At 41.2% G+C, this 15,501-nt stretch carries 15 protein-coding genes; 7 read left to right on the top strand and 8 right to left on the bottom strand.

Annotated elements, in window-relative coordinates; translation table 11 throughout:
* Positions 1-41 precede the first annotated feature (41 nt).
* Positions 42-878: a DUF72 domain-containing protein gene (locus EKM81_RS00205; protein ID WP_125646687.1), complete on the top strand. Its 837-nt coding sequence runs from the start codon at positions 42-44 to the stop codon at positions 876-878.
* Between the two features lie 795 nt (positions 879-1,673).
* Here EKM81_RS00205 and EKM81_RS00210 read toward each other — a convergent pair.
* The 4 genes from EKM81_RS00210 to EKM81_RS00225 all read right to left on the bottom strand — a co-directional run bounded on the left by EKM81_RS00210 (position 1,674) and on the right by EKM81_RS00225 (position 5,347).
* Positions 1,674-3,119 carry an APC family permease gene (locus EKM81_RS00210; RefSeq protein ID WP_125646690.1) on the bottom strand — a complete coding sequence of 482 codons (1,446 nt, stop codon included), beginning with the start codon at positions 3,117-3,119 and terminating at the stop codon, positions 1,674-1,676.
* A 253-nt stretch (positions 3,120-3,372) separates the two neighbouring features.
* Positions 3,373-3,666 carry a chorismate mutase gene (locus tag EKM81_RS00215; RefSeq protein ID WP_125646693.1) on the bottom strand — a complete coding sequence of 98 codons (294 nt, stop codon included), beginning with the start codon at positions 3,664-3,666 and terminating at the stop codon, positions 3,373-3,375.
* The gene (locus EKM81_RS00220) at positions 3,666-4,376 is read right to left on the bottom strand and encodes an NAD-dependent protein deacylase (protein WP_125646696.1); all 711 of its coding nucleotides are present in this window, start codon (positions 4,374-4,376) and stop codon (positions 3,666-3,668) included. The genes EKM81_RS00215 and EKM81_RS00220 overlap by 1 nt, the downstream gene beginning before the upstream one ends.
* A complete protein-coding gene (locus tag EKM81_RS00225) occupies positions 4,376-5,347 on the bottom strand; it encodes a hypothetical protein (protein WP_125646699.1) in 972 nt (323 codons plus the stop codon). Before EKM81_RS00225 ends, EKM81_RS00220 begins: the two co-directional genes overlap by 1 nt.
* Positions 5,348-5,434: 87 nt before the next feature.
* Here EKM81_RS00225 and EKM81_RS00230 point away from each other — a divergent pair, with 87 nt between their 5' ends.
* From EKM81_RS00230 to EKM81_RS00255, 6 genes are all read left to right on the top strand, one after another.
* Positions 5,435-5,947, top strand: a complete 513-nt coding sequence (locus EKM81_RS00230; protein WP_125646702.1) for a YbhB/YbcL family Raf kinase inhibitor-like protein — start codon at positions 5,435-5,437, stop codon at positions 5,945-5,947.
* Between the two features lie 11 nt (positions 5,948-5,958).
* Positions 5,959-6,876, top strand: a complete 918-nt coding sequence (locus EKM81_RS00235) for an aldo/keto reductase (protein ID WP_125646705.1) — start codon at positions 5,959-5,961, stop codon at positions 6,874-6,876.
* A 369-nt stretch (positions 6,877-7,245) separates the two neighbouring features.
* Entirely contained in the window at positions 7,246-7,488 is a 243-nt protein-coding gene (locus EKM81_RS00240; RefSeq protein ID WP_125646707.1) for a PTS transporter subunit EIIB, read from the top strand.
* Between the two features lie 102 nt (positions 7,489-7,590).
* Positions 7,591-8,694, top strand: a complete 1,104-nt coding sequence (locus EKM81_RS00245; protein WP_164509130.1) for a PTS transporter subunit EIIC — start codon at positions 7,591-7,593, stop codon at positions 8,692-8,694.
* A gap of 17 nt (positions 8,695-8,711) precedes the next feature.
* Positions 8,712-9,818, top strand: coding sequence for an SGNH/GDSL hydrolase family protein (locus EKM81_RS00250; protein WP_125646713.1), 1,107 nt, complete (start codon positions 8,712-8,714; stop codon positions 9,816-9,818).
* A gap of 104 nt (positions 9,819-9,922) precedes the next feature.
* Positions 9,923-10,657, top strand: a complete 735-nt coding sequence (locus EKM81_RS00255) for a GntR family transcriptional regulator (protein WP_125646716.1) — start codon at positions 9,923-9,925, stop codon at positions 10,655-10,657.
* A gap of 120 nt (positions 10,658-10,777) precedes the next feature.
* On the opposite strand, the gene EKM81_RS00260 is transcribed toward EKM81_RS00255, so the two are convergent.
* The 4 genes from EKM81_RS00260 to EKM81_RS00275 all read right to left on the bottom strand — a co-directional run bounded on the left by EKM81_RS00260 (position 10,778) and on the right by EKM81_RS00275 (position 15,379).
* Positions 10,778-12,136: an MATE family efflux transporter gene (locus EKM81_RS00260; RefSeq protein ID WP_125646719.1), complete on the bottom strand. Its 1,359-nt coding sequence runs from the start codon at positions 12,134-12,136 to the stop codon at positions 10,778-10,780.
* Positions 12,137-12,222: 86 nt separating this feature from the next.
* Positions 12,223-13,071, bottom strand: coding sequence for a TPM domain-containing protein (locus EKM81_RS00265; RefSeq protein WP_225420123.1), 849 nt, complete (start codon positions 13,069-13,071; stop codon positions 12,223-12,225).
* Entirely contained in the window at positions 13,064-13,651 is a 588-nt protein-coding gene (locus EKM81_RS00270; protein WP_125646722.1) for a LemA family protein, read from the bottom strand. Before EKM81_RS00270 ends, EKM81_RS00265 begins: the two co-directional genes overlap by 8 nt.
* A gap of 735 nt (positions 13,652-14,386) precedes the next feature.
* Positions 14,387-15,379 carry a D-2-hydroxyacid dehydrogenase gene (locus EKM81_RS00275; protein ID WP_164509131.1) on the bottom strand — a complete coding sequence of 331 codons (993 nt, stop codon included), beginning with the start codon at positions 15,377-15,379 and terminating at the stop codon, positions 14,387-14,389.
* Between the last annotated feature and the right edge of the window lie 122 nt (positions 15,380-15,501).

Raw genomic sequence — 15,501 nt, forward strand, 5'->3', positions numbered from 1 at the left:
ATAATAGCCTTATCCCAATGTTAAGGTGAGGTGCCAGTGTCATGAATATTCAAATTGGTTTAACCACTTGGAACCGCCATCCCCATTTATTACCGACAATCAAAACACCAACTTTAACGGACTATAGTCATATTTTTCCGGTCGTCGAATTAGATACTTTCTTTTATGCGTTAAAAGATGCCAACGTCGTGGCCAATTGGCAACAACAAGTTCCAGCAAATTTTAAATTTATTGTCAAAGTGCCTAGTGAACTTACCTGGCAACAAGAATTGGCGCCGACAACAACCTTCAGTGACCTCTTCATGGCTTTTCGTCAGACAATCGCCCCTATTATTGCCAGCCAACAATTAGCCGGCGTGTTGATGCAGTTCCCACCGGCATTTGATTTAACAGAACAGCATCTTAATTATTTAACCTTGGCCCGAAAAAATTTACCAAAACTCCCAATTTTGCTTGAGTTTCGTCACCGTAGTTGGTCCGAGCCACAATTCATCGGTCAGATAACTCAGTGTTTACAAAAATTACAATTAACTTGGGGGATCATTGACGAGCCAAATATTGGTTTAGAAAGTATCCCACGACTACCGCTCATAACTACGCCACCAATCAGCTTCTGGCGTTTCCACGGTCGTAATGCCGAAAACTGGGCTAAAAAGGGCGCTGGCAGTAAAGAGGGCCGAACTTTATATCGTTATTCAACAACGGAGCTGCAGCAACTGGCGGCCGAGGTGCAGGCAGTTGCTAGTCAAGTGACGACCAATTATGTGATTTTCAATAATAATGCTAATGGTGATGCTGCCGACAATGCACTGGAATTTAGTCAAATATTAGGTTTGAATTACCAGCGCCCTGGTGGTGAACAACTGGATTTATTTTAAGTCAGTTAACAACAATTTAAATATTCTCTTTGATACCTAGCAGAAGGTGTCAAAACGGAGCTGGTTCTGACGCCATTACAGGCTTGCCGGTTATGGAATGCGACGTCCGTCGATTTTAGTTAACTACAGACCCAAGTTCAAAAGCACTAAAACCTAGTGAAGCCTTTGAAACGAAATTAGTTCTGACTCCATTCCGGGCTGCTTGTCGTGGAACGCTGCCGGCATTGATTGAAGCCAATTACAAACCAAATTGTCTTCAATACAAGCCTTTGTCTAACCGCTAAAGCGGCAAGACAAATTTGGCGGCTGACGACAAGATCCCTCCATTCCGTCTGGAGTTAAGTTAGTGATTTTTTACTGTTGTTAGTGGCTAAGGCAATGCTAATGGGACTGATCATCGTAGTTCACGCAGAAGTAATAATTGAATAATTAGACCAAAATAGCCTGTGCGGCATCTCTCGAAAGATTGTCACACAGGCTTTGTAATTCACTGCAATCTGGTTTTCTATTTAGTGGTGCTCAATTCTGTTAGTTTTATCTGGTGGTTGCTGGGCGATTGGCGTCAGGTGTGAAATTTGACTTGCTGCTTTAGCAGTTAGTCAAAGCCTCGTATTTGAGATTGTTGCGTTAGCAATAAGCTCAAATCGATGGCCACGCCGTTCCACGCCCTAAAAATCGCCCAGCAACCACCTTCTCAAATTGGGGAAGACTTGGCACTATCTAAATTAACAATGCCAGCGTTCCACAACCCGCCGGCCGCAACGGAGTTGTTATCTATTTTGCCCCAAACTAACTTTAATCAGCGTATTTCCCTGAACGTTTCTGCATCCGTGCAATCAATGGAAGAATCGCACCAATTCCGATCATAATAATCGGTTCGATAATATTCAAAGCGATAACATGCCAATAAGCTGTTGAGCCCACAGGTTCATCAACTTGGAAAATTGACAAGCAGGCAGCACTAAAAGTAATAATCAAACACCACCAACCAACAGTCAGGGCTAACTTACGATTTTTAATATAAACAAATTCTGAAGGATACTTGTCTTGCTTCAACCGCACCCAAATGAAGGAAGTAAACAAGAAGCAAGTGGCAAATGGCGAAACAATCCCATTAAGATTCAACAATTGATTAAAGATTGAGTTCATATTTGGTAAAGTCGCACTTAGCACCATGATTACCATACAAATACCAGTTGTTAGCCAGTACCCATTAATTGGCAAGCCACGATTATCCAATTTAGTTAACTGACGTGGTAAGTACTTTTTGGCCGTATCTGAGAGGAACATTCGTGTTCCAGCATCGATCAGCACCGCCAATTGGGCCATCATATAAATTGCTTGAGTGATTGCAAAGGCGTACAAGAAGAAACGACCCATGCCGAATTCTTCACCCATATATTGGAACGCATAGTAAGAACCATTCATTTTCAAATCATTTGGTAAATGATGGGCGTTGAAGAACACCCCTAAGGAGAAGGAACCTAATACCGTTAGGAAACCAGTCATAATTGCTAGCATCCACATAGCTTTAGGAAAATCACGTTTACCATCTTTCATTTCCGTAACATATGGCGCAATGTATTCAGAACCATTCATCGCGAAAATAAACAAACCTAAGGTCGTGAAATAAGTAAAATTAAACTTCGGAATCATTGATTTAATTGTAAAAGGCTCTGTATGTGGCATGTTGCCCTTACCTAAATAAGCAAAAGTCATGATGACGTACAGAATCGTCATGATAAACATGGCGCCACCACCAATAATTCCTAACCACTGCAAAGAATTACGTAAATGGTGTTGAATAAAAATAAACAACGTGAAAATAACTGCCGTCAACAAAGCAAACATTGAATTGCTCATATGATCTTGCATTGAAGGATTACCATTGATCAACCAACCAAAGGAAATCACCATCGAATTCGCCACATCAACAACATAAGGTAGGCCAACCACCCAGTAAACCCAAGCAGCGATGTAACCCCAAGTATCACCCCAAGTTCCGCGAACCCAAGAAGATAAGCCACCGCCTTCTTTACTGAAAACTGAACCTAAATGCCCAACCATCATTTCATACGGAATCACAAATAAAAATAGCATTAAAATCCAAGTCGTAACCGTACCCAAACCTTGATTACGAAAGTTATAAATAATATCGTCAAAGCCAATCACCGTCACAAAATCCATTAACGCAATAACTGGCCAACTAATAAACTTCTTTTTCGGTTCTAAATCATCCATCAAACACTACCCCTTAAAAATAAGTTGTGCGAGGGGCGTTTTTTTGGCGTAGCTTAATTTCAATAAGTTGATTGAGCTGGTGTTAGCCAGATCGAGCAACTTATTAAATTAGGCATAGCCATTGCCACCTCAAACACGATTAATAATCTTTTATTAGTATAAAGAAATTATTGAGAGTTTCAAGGGGCCTTCACGAATTTTCAGAAAACCACCGCGCTGTTTTTTGGCGTGGTGGTTTTTCTGCGACCAGTTTTTATTTGTCGGTTGCATCATGGTCATCTTGCCAAGCTTTCATTAATTTTGCTTGGTACTGTTTTGAGACCAACATAATATCAGTGAAAAGTGTTTTTAAATAAGGTTGTTTATCCACTGGTGTTTGGGCTGCTACTCGTTGATAAACTAATTGCTCACGCTGTTGGTCTAATAAAGGCATATTATTAGCTAACTTAGCGTTAGCGATTCTTTCTGAGGTAGCCAGTCGGCGTACTAGTAAAGCAACCAACTGTTGATCAATTTCGTCAATTTCCTGTCGTTCTTGTTCCAACATTATTTCAAAACCTCCGCTAATTCTTGGAAAACGGCTAATGCGTCATCCTGGATCATCTGAACCTGATCCGCAGCAGCTATTGGCTCTTGATTTACTACGAACACCGCCGCATTAGCCTGTCGATATTGTAAAAGCTGGGCAAAAGGATAAACCCGAAAACTAGTCCCAACAATAATAATCAAATCAGCCGCCCCGATTGCGGCAACTGCCGCCGTTAAAACTGCTGGATCAATTGTTTCATTATACAACACAATCCGTGGCCGAATAATCCCCTGATCAGATTGATGATGATAATCTTGCGCATAATCCTGATACGAAACTGTTTGACCACATTTCTGACAATATAGATCGTACAGATTACCATGAAATTCAATCACAGCTTGATTACCAGCCTTTTTATCGAGGCCATCAACATTTTGGGTAATTAGTTGTCCTTTTTGCTGACAAATTTGTGCTATTTCGCGATGAATCAGGTCGGGCTGTGCCTGTGGATAATACATTTTGTGCATCACAAAATCGTAAAAGTCAGCCGGATGTGCTTGTAAATTCTCATGACTCAACAAATATTCTGGGTCAGCTTGATCGGCATACAACCCACTTTTGGACCGATAGTCAGGAATACCTGAGTGCGTCGAAACACCGGCACCAGTTAGAAAAACAATTTTACGGGCCTTTTTAATTGCTGCTGCTAACGCCGGCACAGTCGCCATTATTTATCGGCCTCCTCTGCAAAAATAGCAGCATCTCGTGGCGCATAATCGAAGTGATACTGCTGACAAAATTCAGCAACAGTTAATTGGTAACGTTGCAACATGGCTGCTTGAGTCTGTTGTTGTGGTGCTAGTGACAAACGCCAAGTTGCTTGATCATCTTTTTGACTGATTACCAAATAATCCGATTTTTTAGCTGAATCATGCCATAATTGAAACAACTGGTCAACACGTAAATTTAATTCTCGTGAGGAAAGCACTGGCGTTACCAACAATTCCCGACTAAATTCAACTGGTAAACCAGCCTGCTTCTCAGCAAATAATTTCAACAATTTCAATAAAGTGCCGCGCAAATCGCGGTTCGTCTTCAAGTCACGAGCAGTTACAATTTGTAATAATTGCTCAGCTAGTTGCCAAGCCTGCGGATAATCATTCGCCCAGTCAGTCGCAGCGACTTGATCAGCAGTTAAGAAAATTCGTGCGTCGAATAGCTGCAAACTATTTGCCATCACTGTTGATCCTTCCCCAGCTTGTTGCGGGTCATGTAGTAAATTATGAGTGTAATATTGGCGCATGACTAATTGAGTTGGTTGATCGAGGGCACCAAGCTTAACAAGCAATGACCGCATCGGTACATGCACTGCAGATTCCAGCATAATCCGCCCTAAAGTCAGTAATACTTGATCGATTTCTGAATGATCTTGATGGGCGGAACTAATTTTAATACTTTGTCGGCCTTCTTGTTGTAAATGAAGCAATTCATGAGCTACAATAAAATTAGCAAAACGTGGATTAGGAATCATTAAATGTAACCCATTCTGCGGATCTCGAATAATTTTCGAAGCTGTGGGATCAAGTACTAAGGAATCTGGCCCAGCTACTTCCAAAGTAAGTTTTTGTGGGGCGATTCGTTCACGTTCTTGTTGTAATAATGCTTGAACTTCTGAATTTAAAGGTAAAGTGTCTGTCATTGATTTGTCCTCTACTTTATAATTTATATGGCTAGTTCTAGTATAACGCAAGCAGCACTGATAATTGCAGCTAAGGGAGACGATTGATTGCAAATTAAAGTACCATTGACCGCAGCAGGCTTTCTGGCCGACCGTTATAGCAAACATGCACCATTGAGCGCTCAATATCAAGGCTATCCAATAATTTCACCACCGATTAGTCTTGACGACATCCCCGCAACCACCAAAAGTTTAGCGTTGACCTTGCTGGATTATGATGCCGTCCCAGTTGGTGGTTTTGTTTGGATTCATTGGTTGGCGGCTAATATTTCACCTGATATTACTGAAATTCCTGAAGATAGTAGTCAACATCCGCAATTTGATTTTATTCAGGGACGTAATAGTAATGCCGGTCAGTTGATTCATCAAACTGATCCAACCATTTATCAGCATTATGTTGGCCCCCAACCACCTGATCAAACTCATCAATATCAACTCACTGTTTATGCACTTAAACAACCATTAGCACTTAAATCTGGCTTCTGGTTCAACGAATTTCATCAAGCAATTGATCAACAAATTATTACGACGGCAACCTTTTTGTTGCCTGGTCGTGCATAGGAGGACTTATTATGCGCCAAGTTAGTATCGGACTCGAAAATATTAACGCTTCAGAAATTGCCCTAGGTCTAATGCGAATTCCTGATAAAACAATTCCTGAAACGGTTAATCTGCTAGAAACAGCTGTTGATCAAGGAATTAATTTCTTTGATAACGCTGATATTTATGGTGGTGGCGACGCTGAAACACGTTTTGGGGATGCTCTAGCAGCCTCAACAATTAATCGCGATGATATTCTGATTCAAACGAAAGTTGGGATTGGTCAACATCAATACAATTTCTCTAAAGAACATATCGTAGAAGGACTTAATGGTAGTCTTGAACGAATGGGCTTAGACCATGTTGATTTCTTATTGTTACATCGACCTGATGCCCTCATGGAACCAGACGAAATTGCTGAAGCTTTCTTCGAATTACAAAAAACCGGCAAAGTACGTGAGTTTGGTGTCAGCAACTTCAACCCCATGCAAGTCGAATTATTACAGCAAGCAGTCGCACAACCATTAGTGATTAATCAGTTGCAATTAGGTCTGATGCATACTGGCATGATCGACTTTGGCTTCCATACCAATATGGCTGACAATCGAAGTGTCAATCATGATGGCGGTATTTATGAATATTCCCGCCTAAATAACATGACCATCCAGGCTTGGAGTCCTTACCAATATGGATTCTTCTCAGGAGTCTTCATCAATAATCCGAAATTTCCTAAACTTAATGCCGTGCTACAAAAAATGGCCGATAAATATAATAGTAATGTGAACGCAGTGGCAGCAGCTTGGATTTTACGGTTGCCAACTAGTGTGCAAGTTATTGCGGGCACTACAAATGCCGAACGTTTAAAACAGATTTGTGAAGCGGACCAAGTTCAATTGACCCGTTCAGAATGGTATGAACTATATTTAGCTGCGGGCAATGATTTGCCTTAAACAGGCACTTAACAACAATGAGCTATGCATCAGTCCTAATACAAAACCAAATGAACTTTTGTTGCCAAACATATTCTCAAAAGGCAGCTGGTGCCACTTAACGCAAAAAACAAACAATTCAAATGAATTGTTTGTTTTTTTTACGTTAATGCTCACCGGCTAACCGCCTTTTGCCGCACTAAGCAATTACTAGCACCAACGGCACTTAATTGATCCCATAAAATCGCTTTGCTATCTTGTGAAATGCTTGATACAGTTGACTTTACTTGACTTTGCTGGTTCACGATTATATTGTTTGCTTAGACAAATTCTTGCTGCTGTTCAAGTAATAAATCAGCAACGGCTTTCATTTGATTGCAGGGGGCAACCATGAAACAAGATTTGAAGCAACAGGCGCACCAAATTATTGACGCACTTGGTAGTCCACAAAATATTAAATTGATGACGCATTGTTTAACCCGAATTCGTATTGCCGTACTTGATCGAAATCAAGTCAATCAAGCTGCTCTGAAAGAAATTAGCAGCATCAGTGGCGTGGTCAGTGCGCAAGGTCAATTGCAATTAGTCGTTGGTCCAGCACTGGTTAATCCACTGTACCGTTATCTCCAATAACAGCTTCAACCCACCAAGTTAACTCAGGTTAGTTCAAAGATTGTCCAAAAGAGTCAGCAGAATTGGCTGCAACATGGCTTAACTGTTTTTGCGGATATTTTTGTGCCAATTCTCCCGGTACTTGTTGGTGCAGGAATCTTATTAGGATTAGGTAATCTGCTCACTGCCAGTGATTTATTTGGCGTTCAATCCCTGACTAGCCGTTTTCCTCAGCTCGACGGCCTCACAGATATGATTCACCTAGTCGCTAATACTGCGTTCACTTATATTCCTGTACTAGTTGCTTGGTCGGCAACAAAACGTTTTGGTGGTAATCCTGTTTTAGGAATTACTTTAGGGCTAGTTCTATGTAATGAAACATTATTATCCGGTGCTAAGGTCTCCAGTATATTGGCAGGTACCGTCAAACCAACTTATTGGCGGATTTTTGGTCTCCGAGTTATGCAAGTTGGTTATCAAAATTCAGTGCTTGCGCCATTACTGGCTGCACTACTAATGGTTCAAATTGAAAAATTTCTGAAGAAACACTTACCCGCCGTCTTACAAACCATTCTAGTGGCCCCAATTGCCATCTTTATTGCCGCTTTCTTTACTTTTTTAGTAATTGGTCCGATTGCCAATCAAATTTCGACCTGGATTGCTGAACCTTTAATTAACCTTTTCAAAACACAACCAATTATTGCCGGACTACTGTTTGGACTACTTTGGGAACCTTTAGTCGTTTCGGGATTACATTACGCACTAATTGCCGTTAATCTGCAACTAATCGCCAGCAATCAACAAAGCCAAATGATTGCCATCATTGCCACAATTTGTATGGCCGAGGTTGGTGCCGACTTAGCTGTTGCGCGGTTAGAAAGAAATAATAATCGGCGTGGAGTGGCTTTATCAGCAGCTGTTTCCTCCTTACTTGGTATCACAGAACCTTCGATTTTTGGTGTGACTATTCCCCATCGTTACCCGTTTCTTTGCGTGATGGGCAGTGCCGGTTTAGCTGGCATCTTAGTAGCACTAAGCCAGGAATATGCTGTATCTGCAGGGCCTGCTGGACCACTTTCTCTAGTGATCATCCCAGTACAATTTTGGAAAATCCATAGTCTTATTTTGCTAATCTCATTCTTAGCTGGCTTTATTTCAACCTTTGTCACTGGCACAATTATCACCCAACGAGCCGCACAAATAGCTCGTCCGGCGGAACTTGACTAATTAATCTGGAGGCGCTCATGACAGCAACTTTTATTTGGAAACAAGTCTTCACGAACTATCCGCAGCTTCATTACCCCTTACTGCCGCAACAAATCACTAAATATTATTGCAATTTGACCGGCAATTATTTACAGGTTCGCCTTAATAATCAAGCCAATGAAGACGCTCTGATCATCCATGAATTAATGATTAGCCGCTATCCTGATTGCCAGATTGCCCAAACTTTAACTTTTCAAAATCAACCCCACTTTCAAGTGGCTGGCGGACAAAGTTTATGGACTGATGCCGCTGAATTTCCAGTAACTGCTGGTGAAACTTATTATTTAAGCCTAAAAGCGACTAATATTAGTGGTACAATTAATAGTCTGGGTTACGCGCCCGCACATTTAATTTATCAACAACTAACTGCCCCGCCTAATTCAAGTCTGAAAGATTATTATTATGGCATTGATGCCCTTCGTTGCCAATCAACTGATCCTGCAGTTCTAGTCAGTTTCTTTGGTGATTCTATTATAGGTCAAGGTTATTTATCAGAAAATATTAGTCGATTGTTTTATCATCATTGGCCCCAAAAAATTACCACTTGCAATGCTGGTATTTTTGGAAATCGGCTCTTACATTCAGGCCAAATCATGAGTCAAAACCCGACAAGCTTTAGCCAAGCTGGGAATCAACGTTTTAATCCAGATGTACTTTATGATCAACCGCAAATTGTCATTACCTTAACTGGCAGTAACGATTTGATGACTGCTGGTGCTGGCTGTCCTAACCGCGATTTGCCTAACAGCCAACAACTGATTAGTGGTATTCAACGTTTGGCTAAAATTTGTCAATGGCGGAAAACAATCTTTGTCCCCTTGACCTTGCCACCTTTTCAAGGCGCCACTAATTTAGGTCTTGCTACTTGGCAACCGCTTAAAGAACACGTGCGTAAATTAACCAATCATTGGATCATGCAGCTCCCGAACGCCATCGATTTAGCAAACTATGTGACTGCAAAATCAAATTCAGCAGCATTAGCGCCTGAATTTGATAGCGGTGATCATTGGCATTTCTCAGCTTCCGGGGCGCGCCAAATTAGTCAGTTTATTTATCATGAATTAAGAAACGCGGAGGTACTTTAACTTTTATTGTGATAATTTTTTCGTCTTTATATCATAACTTGATGTTGTGACAGTTAATGTTATCCAGTAGAATAAAATATGACAAACAACATTAGGAGATTATTATGGCGGCGACAAAATTTCAAGCAATTTTTAAAGAACTAGAACAGCGAATTAAAGATGGGTCCTATCAAGGGACACTTCCGACTGAAAGTGTTCTGACCCAAGAGTTTCAAACTAGCCGCAATACAATCAGACGGGCCATTACGTTACTGGGAAAACACGGTTATGTGTACAGCGTTAAAGGGCGAGGTGTGGTTATTCTCGAAAACTTCAACAAATTCCAGTGGGCAATTGGTGCAGATAGCTTTGCTGGATTGTTAGCACTAAATGGTAATAACAAACGAGCAACAGTCACTAAAGTCGTCCGTTTCAAAAAAATCCTTGTAGATGCTGACTTGGCAACACATACACCTTTTGGCATCGACGAAGTTCTTTACGAAGTAGTTCGCGTCCGAATCATTGATCAACGACCATTAACAATGGATTATAGTTACTTTCGGGCTAATCAAATCCCACCACTGACTACCAGCATTGTTCAACATTCAATTTACGAGTATTTAACTAGTAATGGTGTTAAAATTGCTGCGGCAAAACGCCGTTTCTCGGTTATTTCCGCGAGCGAAGAGGACTACCATGAGCTTGACTTAAACGACAATAATTGCGTTGGCGTCCTTGAAAATCTGGTCTACAATGATTTAGGTAAACTGTTTGAGTATACTGAAATTCATTTTATTCCTGAAGAATTCAGTATTGGCTATTTTGCCCAAAACGACACCCCTAATCATGAAACTAACTAGTTTCAATAATAGTGCATCGCGATAAGCATTAACGTAAAAAGAACAAAGAAGAACCCCCTGAGTTTAGATTTACTCAACTCAGGGGGTTCTTCTTTGTTTTCAACTAAATAACTAGCCGTCTTACTTAACAAACTGCTCATTTGGTGCAGTCTCTAACGTCCGCAAATGACGCATGGTTCGAACATACGAACTGATCAGAACTAATAACGACCCTAACCAGGCTAAAGGATTGGCCATACTTGCACCTGCAAAACCAAAAGCGTTGATCAAAACTAACCCGGCGAACGCCCGCATAATCAATTCCATTATCCCAGCTAAAGTTGGTACCAAACTTTGACCTAATCCTTGCAAAGTATAGCGAACCACAAACAGAATCGATAATAACCAATACAGGCTGCTATTAAAATAAAAATAGGTCTGAGCTGTATTTGTTACTAGTGGCTGACCATTACCAACAAACAAATTAACCAAACTATGGCCAAAGATAATAATTAAAATCCCGGTAACCGTGGAAAAAGTCAGCGAAACTGCCAAAGTCTGCTTAACCCCTGAACGAATTCGCGCAAATTCACGCGCACCTAAGTTTTGAGCGGCAAACGTGGCCATGGTAATCCCGAATGACATCGCAGGCATCGTCGCCAAGCCATCAATCCGCGCTGCAGCTGTATAGGCAGCAACTGAGGTAGAACCTAAGGTGTTCAACATTAATTGAAGAATCACCTGACCAAGGGCAATAATTGACGACTGAAAGCCCATTGGTAAGCCCATCTTTAAATGCTCTGAAATTTCAGCCTTGGAAATTTTAAAATCAGCTTTAGAAACTTGCAATAGCGGAAAATGTCGATAAATGAAAACTAAACAGAGACATGCGGAAATGAATTGAGCCAGCAAGGTGGCAAAAGACGCACCAGCAATCCCCCATTTAAAGACAACAATAAACAACAATTCCAAGCCAATATTGATCACACACGCAATAATTAGGAAGACCAGTGGGGTTCGACTATCACCCATAGCCCGAATCATATTGGCAAACAAATTATAAGCCACAATCGCAAAAATTCCACCAAATTGGATAATCAAGAATGTGTAAGCATCTTGAATGATATCTGAGGGCGTCTGCATTAATCGTAAAATTTCACCACAAAAAGTCATACTAATCGCCGACAAAATTAACGACAAGGCCAAACTAATCAGAATCCCCGTAGCAAAACTCCGCTTAATGCCTCGATAATCGCCGGCCCCATACCTTCGCGCAGCAATTATGGCAAAACCATTAGTCGCACCTTGGGCAATCCCAATAATAAGAAATGATAAACTACCAGTAGCACCAACCGCAGCTAGCGCCTGCACGCCAATTGTTCGCCCTACAATAATCGTATCCGACAATGTATAAACCTGCTGAAAGATATTACCAATCAATAAGGGAATCGTAAAATAAATGATCTGAACAATTGGTTTTCCTTTGGTTAAATCGTGCAAGATAAATCCTCCTAAAAACAAGTTGTGAGAGGTGGCGGCTCTTTGGCTAATTTCAATAGTTACATGAGCTATTGCTAGCGTAACCATTAAATTGAGGCGCCACCACCGCCGGATGAACCGCCGCCACCAGAAAAGCCACCGAAGCCGCCGGAATCACCACCACCAAAACCACCAGAGCCACCGCCCCAATGGTTATTTCGATTTGAACCACTTCCTAATAATGCCCAGAGCCACCAAAGACCGCCACCGCCGCGACCATGGCCGCCACCCATGAAGAGCAAAACTAGAATCAAAATCACAATAATCGTACCAATATTATCTGTCCAGCTGCTTTCTTGTTTGCCCTTGATTTTCTGATACGCTTCATCAGACAAAGTGTTTTTATCAGCCTTGAAATCATACTTCTTATCAATTACCGTCGCAACACTATTGAAAACCTGCCGTAGCCCGCGATTAATTTTAGTGGCATCAGTTGATTTCAAATCCGCCTTGGCTTGTTGTAGAATTCGCCCTGATAAAGCATCAGTCAATTCCGACTCCAAACCGTAACCTACTTCGATTCGAACATTACGCTTGCCATTATTCAAAGCATACAGAATCAACACGCCATTATCACGTTGCCGTTGGCCTAATCCCCAATGAGCAAAAAGATCCGGCGCATAACTATCAATACTATCGCCATCAGTACTTTTAATCGTTGCCAACATAATTTGTGGCCGTTGCTTGGTTTGGTCATAAGTAATATTCTTCTGGCTAACCAATTTCTTAGTGGTCTGATCAAGAATATTTAATTGATCATAGAAATTAGCCTGAGGTCGGCCAGGTAAAGCCGCTGCCACTGGTTGTGCCTGTTGAAAAACTACCAGGACACTGAATAGTAACAGACTCAATAACCAGTACCAAGAACGACCTTGCTTCAGGACTCGCCTATTCATCTAAGTCAACTGAAGGTGTCTTGCTCGCATTGGTATCTGCTTTGAAGTAAGCCTTCTTACCCATTCCCATCATATTTGCTAAGATATTTTTAGGGAACGTGACCACTGAGGTATTATATTTCTCAACCGCTTGATTATAGCGACGTCGTTCCACGGAAATACGATTTTCCGAACCTTCTAATTGCGTCATTAGAGTTTGAACATTCTCATTAGACTTCAAGCTAGGGTAATTCTCGCCAATCACATTGACCAAAGTGCCAACCGACTGATCTAGTTGTGCATTGGCTTTCATTTTTTCGCTGGCGGTACTTGCACTACCATAGGCCTTACGAGCGGCACTGATCTCACCAAAAACTTTTGTTTCGTGCTTCATGCTGCCCTTAACAGCGCTCACCAAATTGGGGATCAGATCATAACGCCGTTGTAACACCGTTTCAACTTGAGCCCACTGTGAATCAACTGCCTGCGAACTGCGCGCCAAACTATTGTACGTCCCAATAAAACTAAGTCCAATAACCACAACAACGCCCACAATAATACCAATGAGCCAATTGCGTTTTGAATTTGCTGAATTTTTCATTTTAAACTCCTTCCAAATTGACGGAAACTATCCTAATATTTCGTAGAGCTTGTACCATATTTTAGCATGTTACTGAATAAAAGAAAGCGACTCACTAGAAAACAACTTAAAAATAGTGTTTTTTTCTTCAATCCACTAACTTACTGTGCTCAATTAAGGCAACCTATCTTGAAGAAATTCCAACAGCAACTTCATTTTTTCATCACAAATTATTTACTGAAGCGCCACCTTTTTGGCATTAGTTTTTCATAGTCCTAGCTTATAGTTAACAACATAGAAAGCAAGCGGTGATGCAAATGAATTTTATGAAAATCTTCGTTGTGGTACCGACCAACGGAGTCTAGGAATTACCACCTAGATCGTTATCAAAATTAAAACCCTAAAACCCAAAAAATTGCTAATTTTCTTCATTTTATTCCTCCCCTTTAAAATGAGTAATCCCCACTTCCTGCCCAGAAGTGGGGATTTTATTATGTTCAGATAATAATGATAGACTAGCGCTTGGCTAAAGTTTTTTAAACAGCATTACGTTCGATTGCAATTGCAGTGTAGGCTTATTGGTTGGAGCAGACTGCCGACACTGCTGCTCACAAGCACGAGCAAAAATCATTGGCTGATAACCACATCCTCAAAATTACGGGCCTCAGTCATTGCTTAAATAGGCAGTGACTTAAATAAAACGCCGCACATTATCGTTAGTTAATTAAACGTGGCTACTTTTCAACTAAACGTCAATTACTTTTCCGGCAATAAATGAGGGCTTTTCTTACCTTGGAACAATAAACTAGCATCGTTCAAAGCAATTTCAACCATATTTTTTACGGCCTGATCGGTGTAAAAACCAATATGCGGCGACAACGAGACATTTTCCCGACGCAGTAAATTGTCAAAAATGCTTAAATCTTGATTTGCGTGCGAAAGATCATCCCCAAATACACCGGCCTCACCTTCAACTGTATCCAAACCTGCACCAGCAATTTCATTAGTATCCAGCGCATGAAGTAATGCAGCCAAATCGACGATGGGACCCCGAGCACAATTGATCAGTAAAGCGGTTGATTTCATTTTTGCTAAGGCATCTGTATCAATGATGTGCGTGGTTAAATCGGTTAAGTTAGTATGAATCGTTAAAACATCACTTTGAGTCAGGAGCTCGTCCAAACTAACGTAAGTCAATGTGTCCGCTAGTTCTGGACGTTCAACTAAATCATGCGCAATTACTTTCGCGCCCAACGCCTTAAAAATGCGTGCAACAGTGCCACCAATTTTGCCAGCGCCTAAAATACCGACAGTTAAATGATGGATTTCATAAGCTTCCAGGCCACCCCAGCTATAGTCGTGATGAGCCATTCGCAATTGCGTTGCTTTCAAATGCCGCAAAAGAACCATGGTATGCGTTAATGCTTCTTCAGCCACACTTCGTGGTGAATAAGCTGGCACATTGGTCACTTGAATCCCATACTGCTTAGCAGCGGCAAAATCGATAATATCGTAACCCGTGATCCGTAAAGCCAGAATATGGATTTTAAAAGTAGCTAATTGCTGGTAAACATCTGCTGTTAGAGCCCCATGTTGCGCAACAACTACAGCATCACTACCATTAGCCAAACTAACAGTCTGACTATTTAGCGGCTGATTACTAGTCGTAATCGTAGCCTGATTTTGCTCAGCCCAAGCAGTAATTGCAGCCTGCTCATCAGGACGAACCGAATACATTTGAATCTTCATAAAATACCTCCATTAAAATCAGAGTGTGAGGGGTGCCGGTTAGACTGCGTAGCATAACTTCAAATAATTGACTGAGCGGTGCAACCGATCTGGCAATTATTTAAGTTAGGCTTAGCAGTCTG

This window comes from Lapidilactobacillus gannanensis (assembly GCF_003946675.1).
Lineage (GTDB): Bacteria > Bacillota > Bacilli > Lactobacillales > Lactobacillaceae > Lapidilactobacillus > Lapidilactobacillus gannanensis.

Bases quoted from the DNA above. Each gene is read 5' to 3' on its own strand.
- EKM81_RS00205 (WP_125646687.1), top strand. From the start codon at position 42: ATGAATATTCAAATTGGTTTAACCACTTGGAACCGCCATCCCCATTTA.
- EKM81_RS00210 (WP_125646690.1), bottom strand. From the start codon at position 3,119: ATGGATGATTTAGAACCGAAAAAGAAGTTTATTAGTTGGCCAGTTATT.
- EKM81_RS00215 (WP_125646693.1), bottom strand. From the start codon at position 3,666: ATGTTGGAACAAGAACGACAGGAAATTGACGAAATTGATCAACAGTTG.
- EKM81_RS00220 (WP_125646696.1), bottom strand. From the start codon at position 4,376: ATGGCGACTGTGCCGGCGTTAGCAGCAGCAATTAAAAAGGCCCGTAAA.
- EKM81_RS00225 (WP_125646699.1), bottom strand. From the start codon at position 5,347: ATGACAGACACTTTACCTTTAAATTCAGAAGTTCAAGCATTATTACAA.
- EKM81_RS00235 (WP_125646705.1), top strand. From the start codon at position 5,959: ATGCGCCAAGTTAGTATCGGACTCGAAAATATTAACGCTTCAGAAATT.
- EKM81_RS00240 (WP_125646707.1), top strand. From the start codon at position 7,246: ATGAAACAAGATTTGAAGCAACAGGCGCACCAAATTATTGACGCACTT.
- EKM81_RS00250 (WP_125646713.1), top strand. From the start codon at position 8,712: ATGACAGCAACTTTTATTTGGAAACAAGTCTTCACGAACTATCCGCAG.
- EKM81_RS00255 (WP_125646716.1), top strand. From the start codon at position 9,923: ATGGCGGCGACAAAATTTCAAGCAATTTTTAAAGAACTAGAACAGCGA.
- EKM81_RS00265 (WP_225420123.1), bottom strand. From the start codon at position 13,071: ATGAATAGGCGAGTCCTGAAGCAAGGTCGTTCTTGGTACTGGTTATTG.
- EKM81_RS00270 (WP_125646722.1), bottom strand. From the start codon at position 13,651: ATGAAAAATTCAGCAAATTCAAAACGCAATTGGCTCATTGGTATTATT.
- EKM81_RS00275 (WP_164509131.1), bottom strand. From the start codon at position 15,379: ATGAAGATTCAAATGTATTCGGTTCGTCCTGATGAGCAGGCTGCAATT.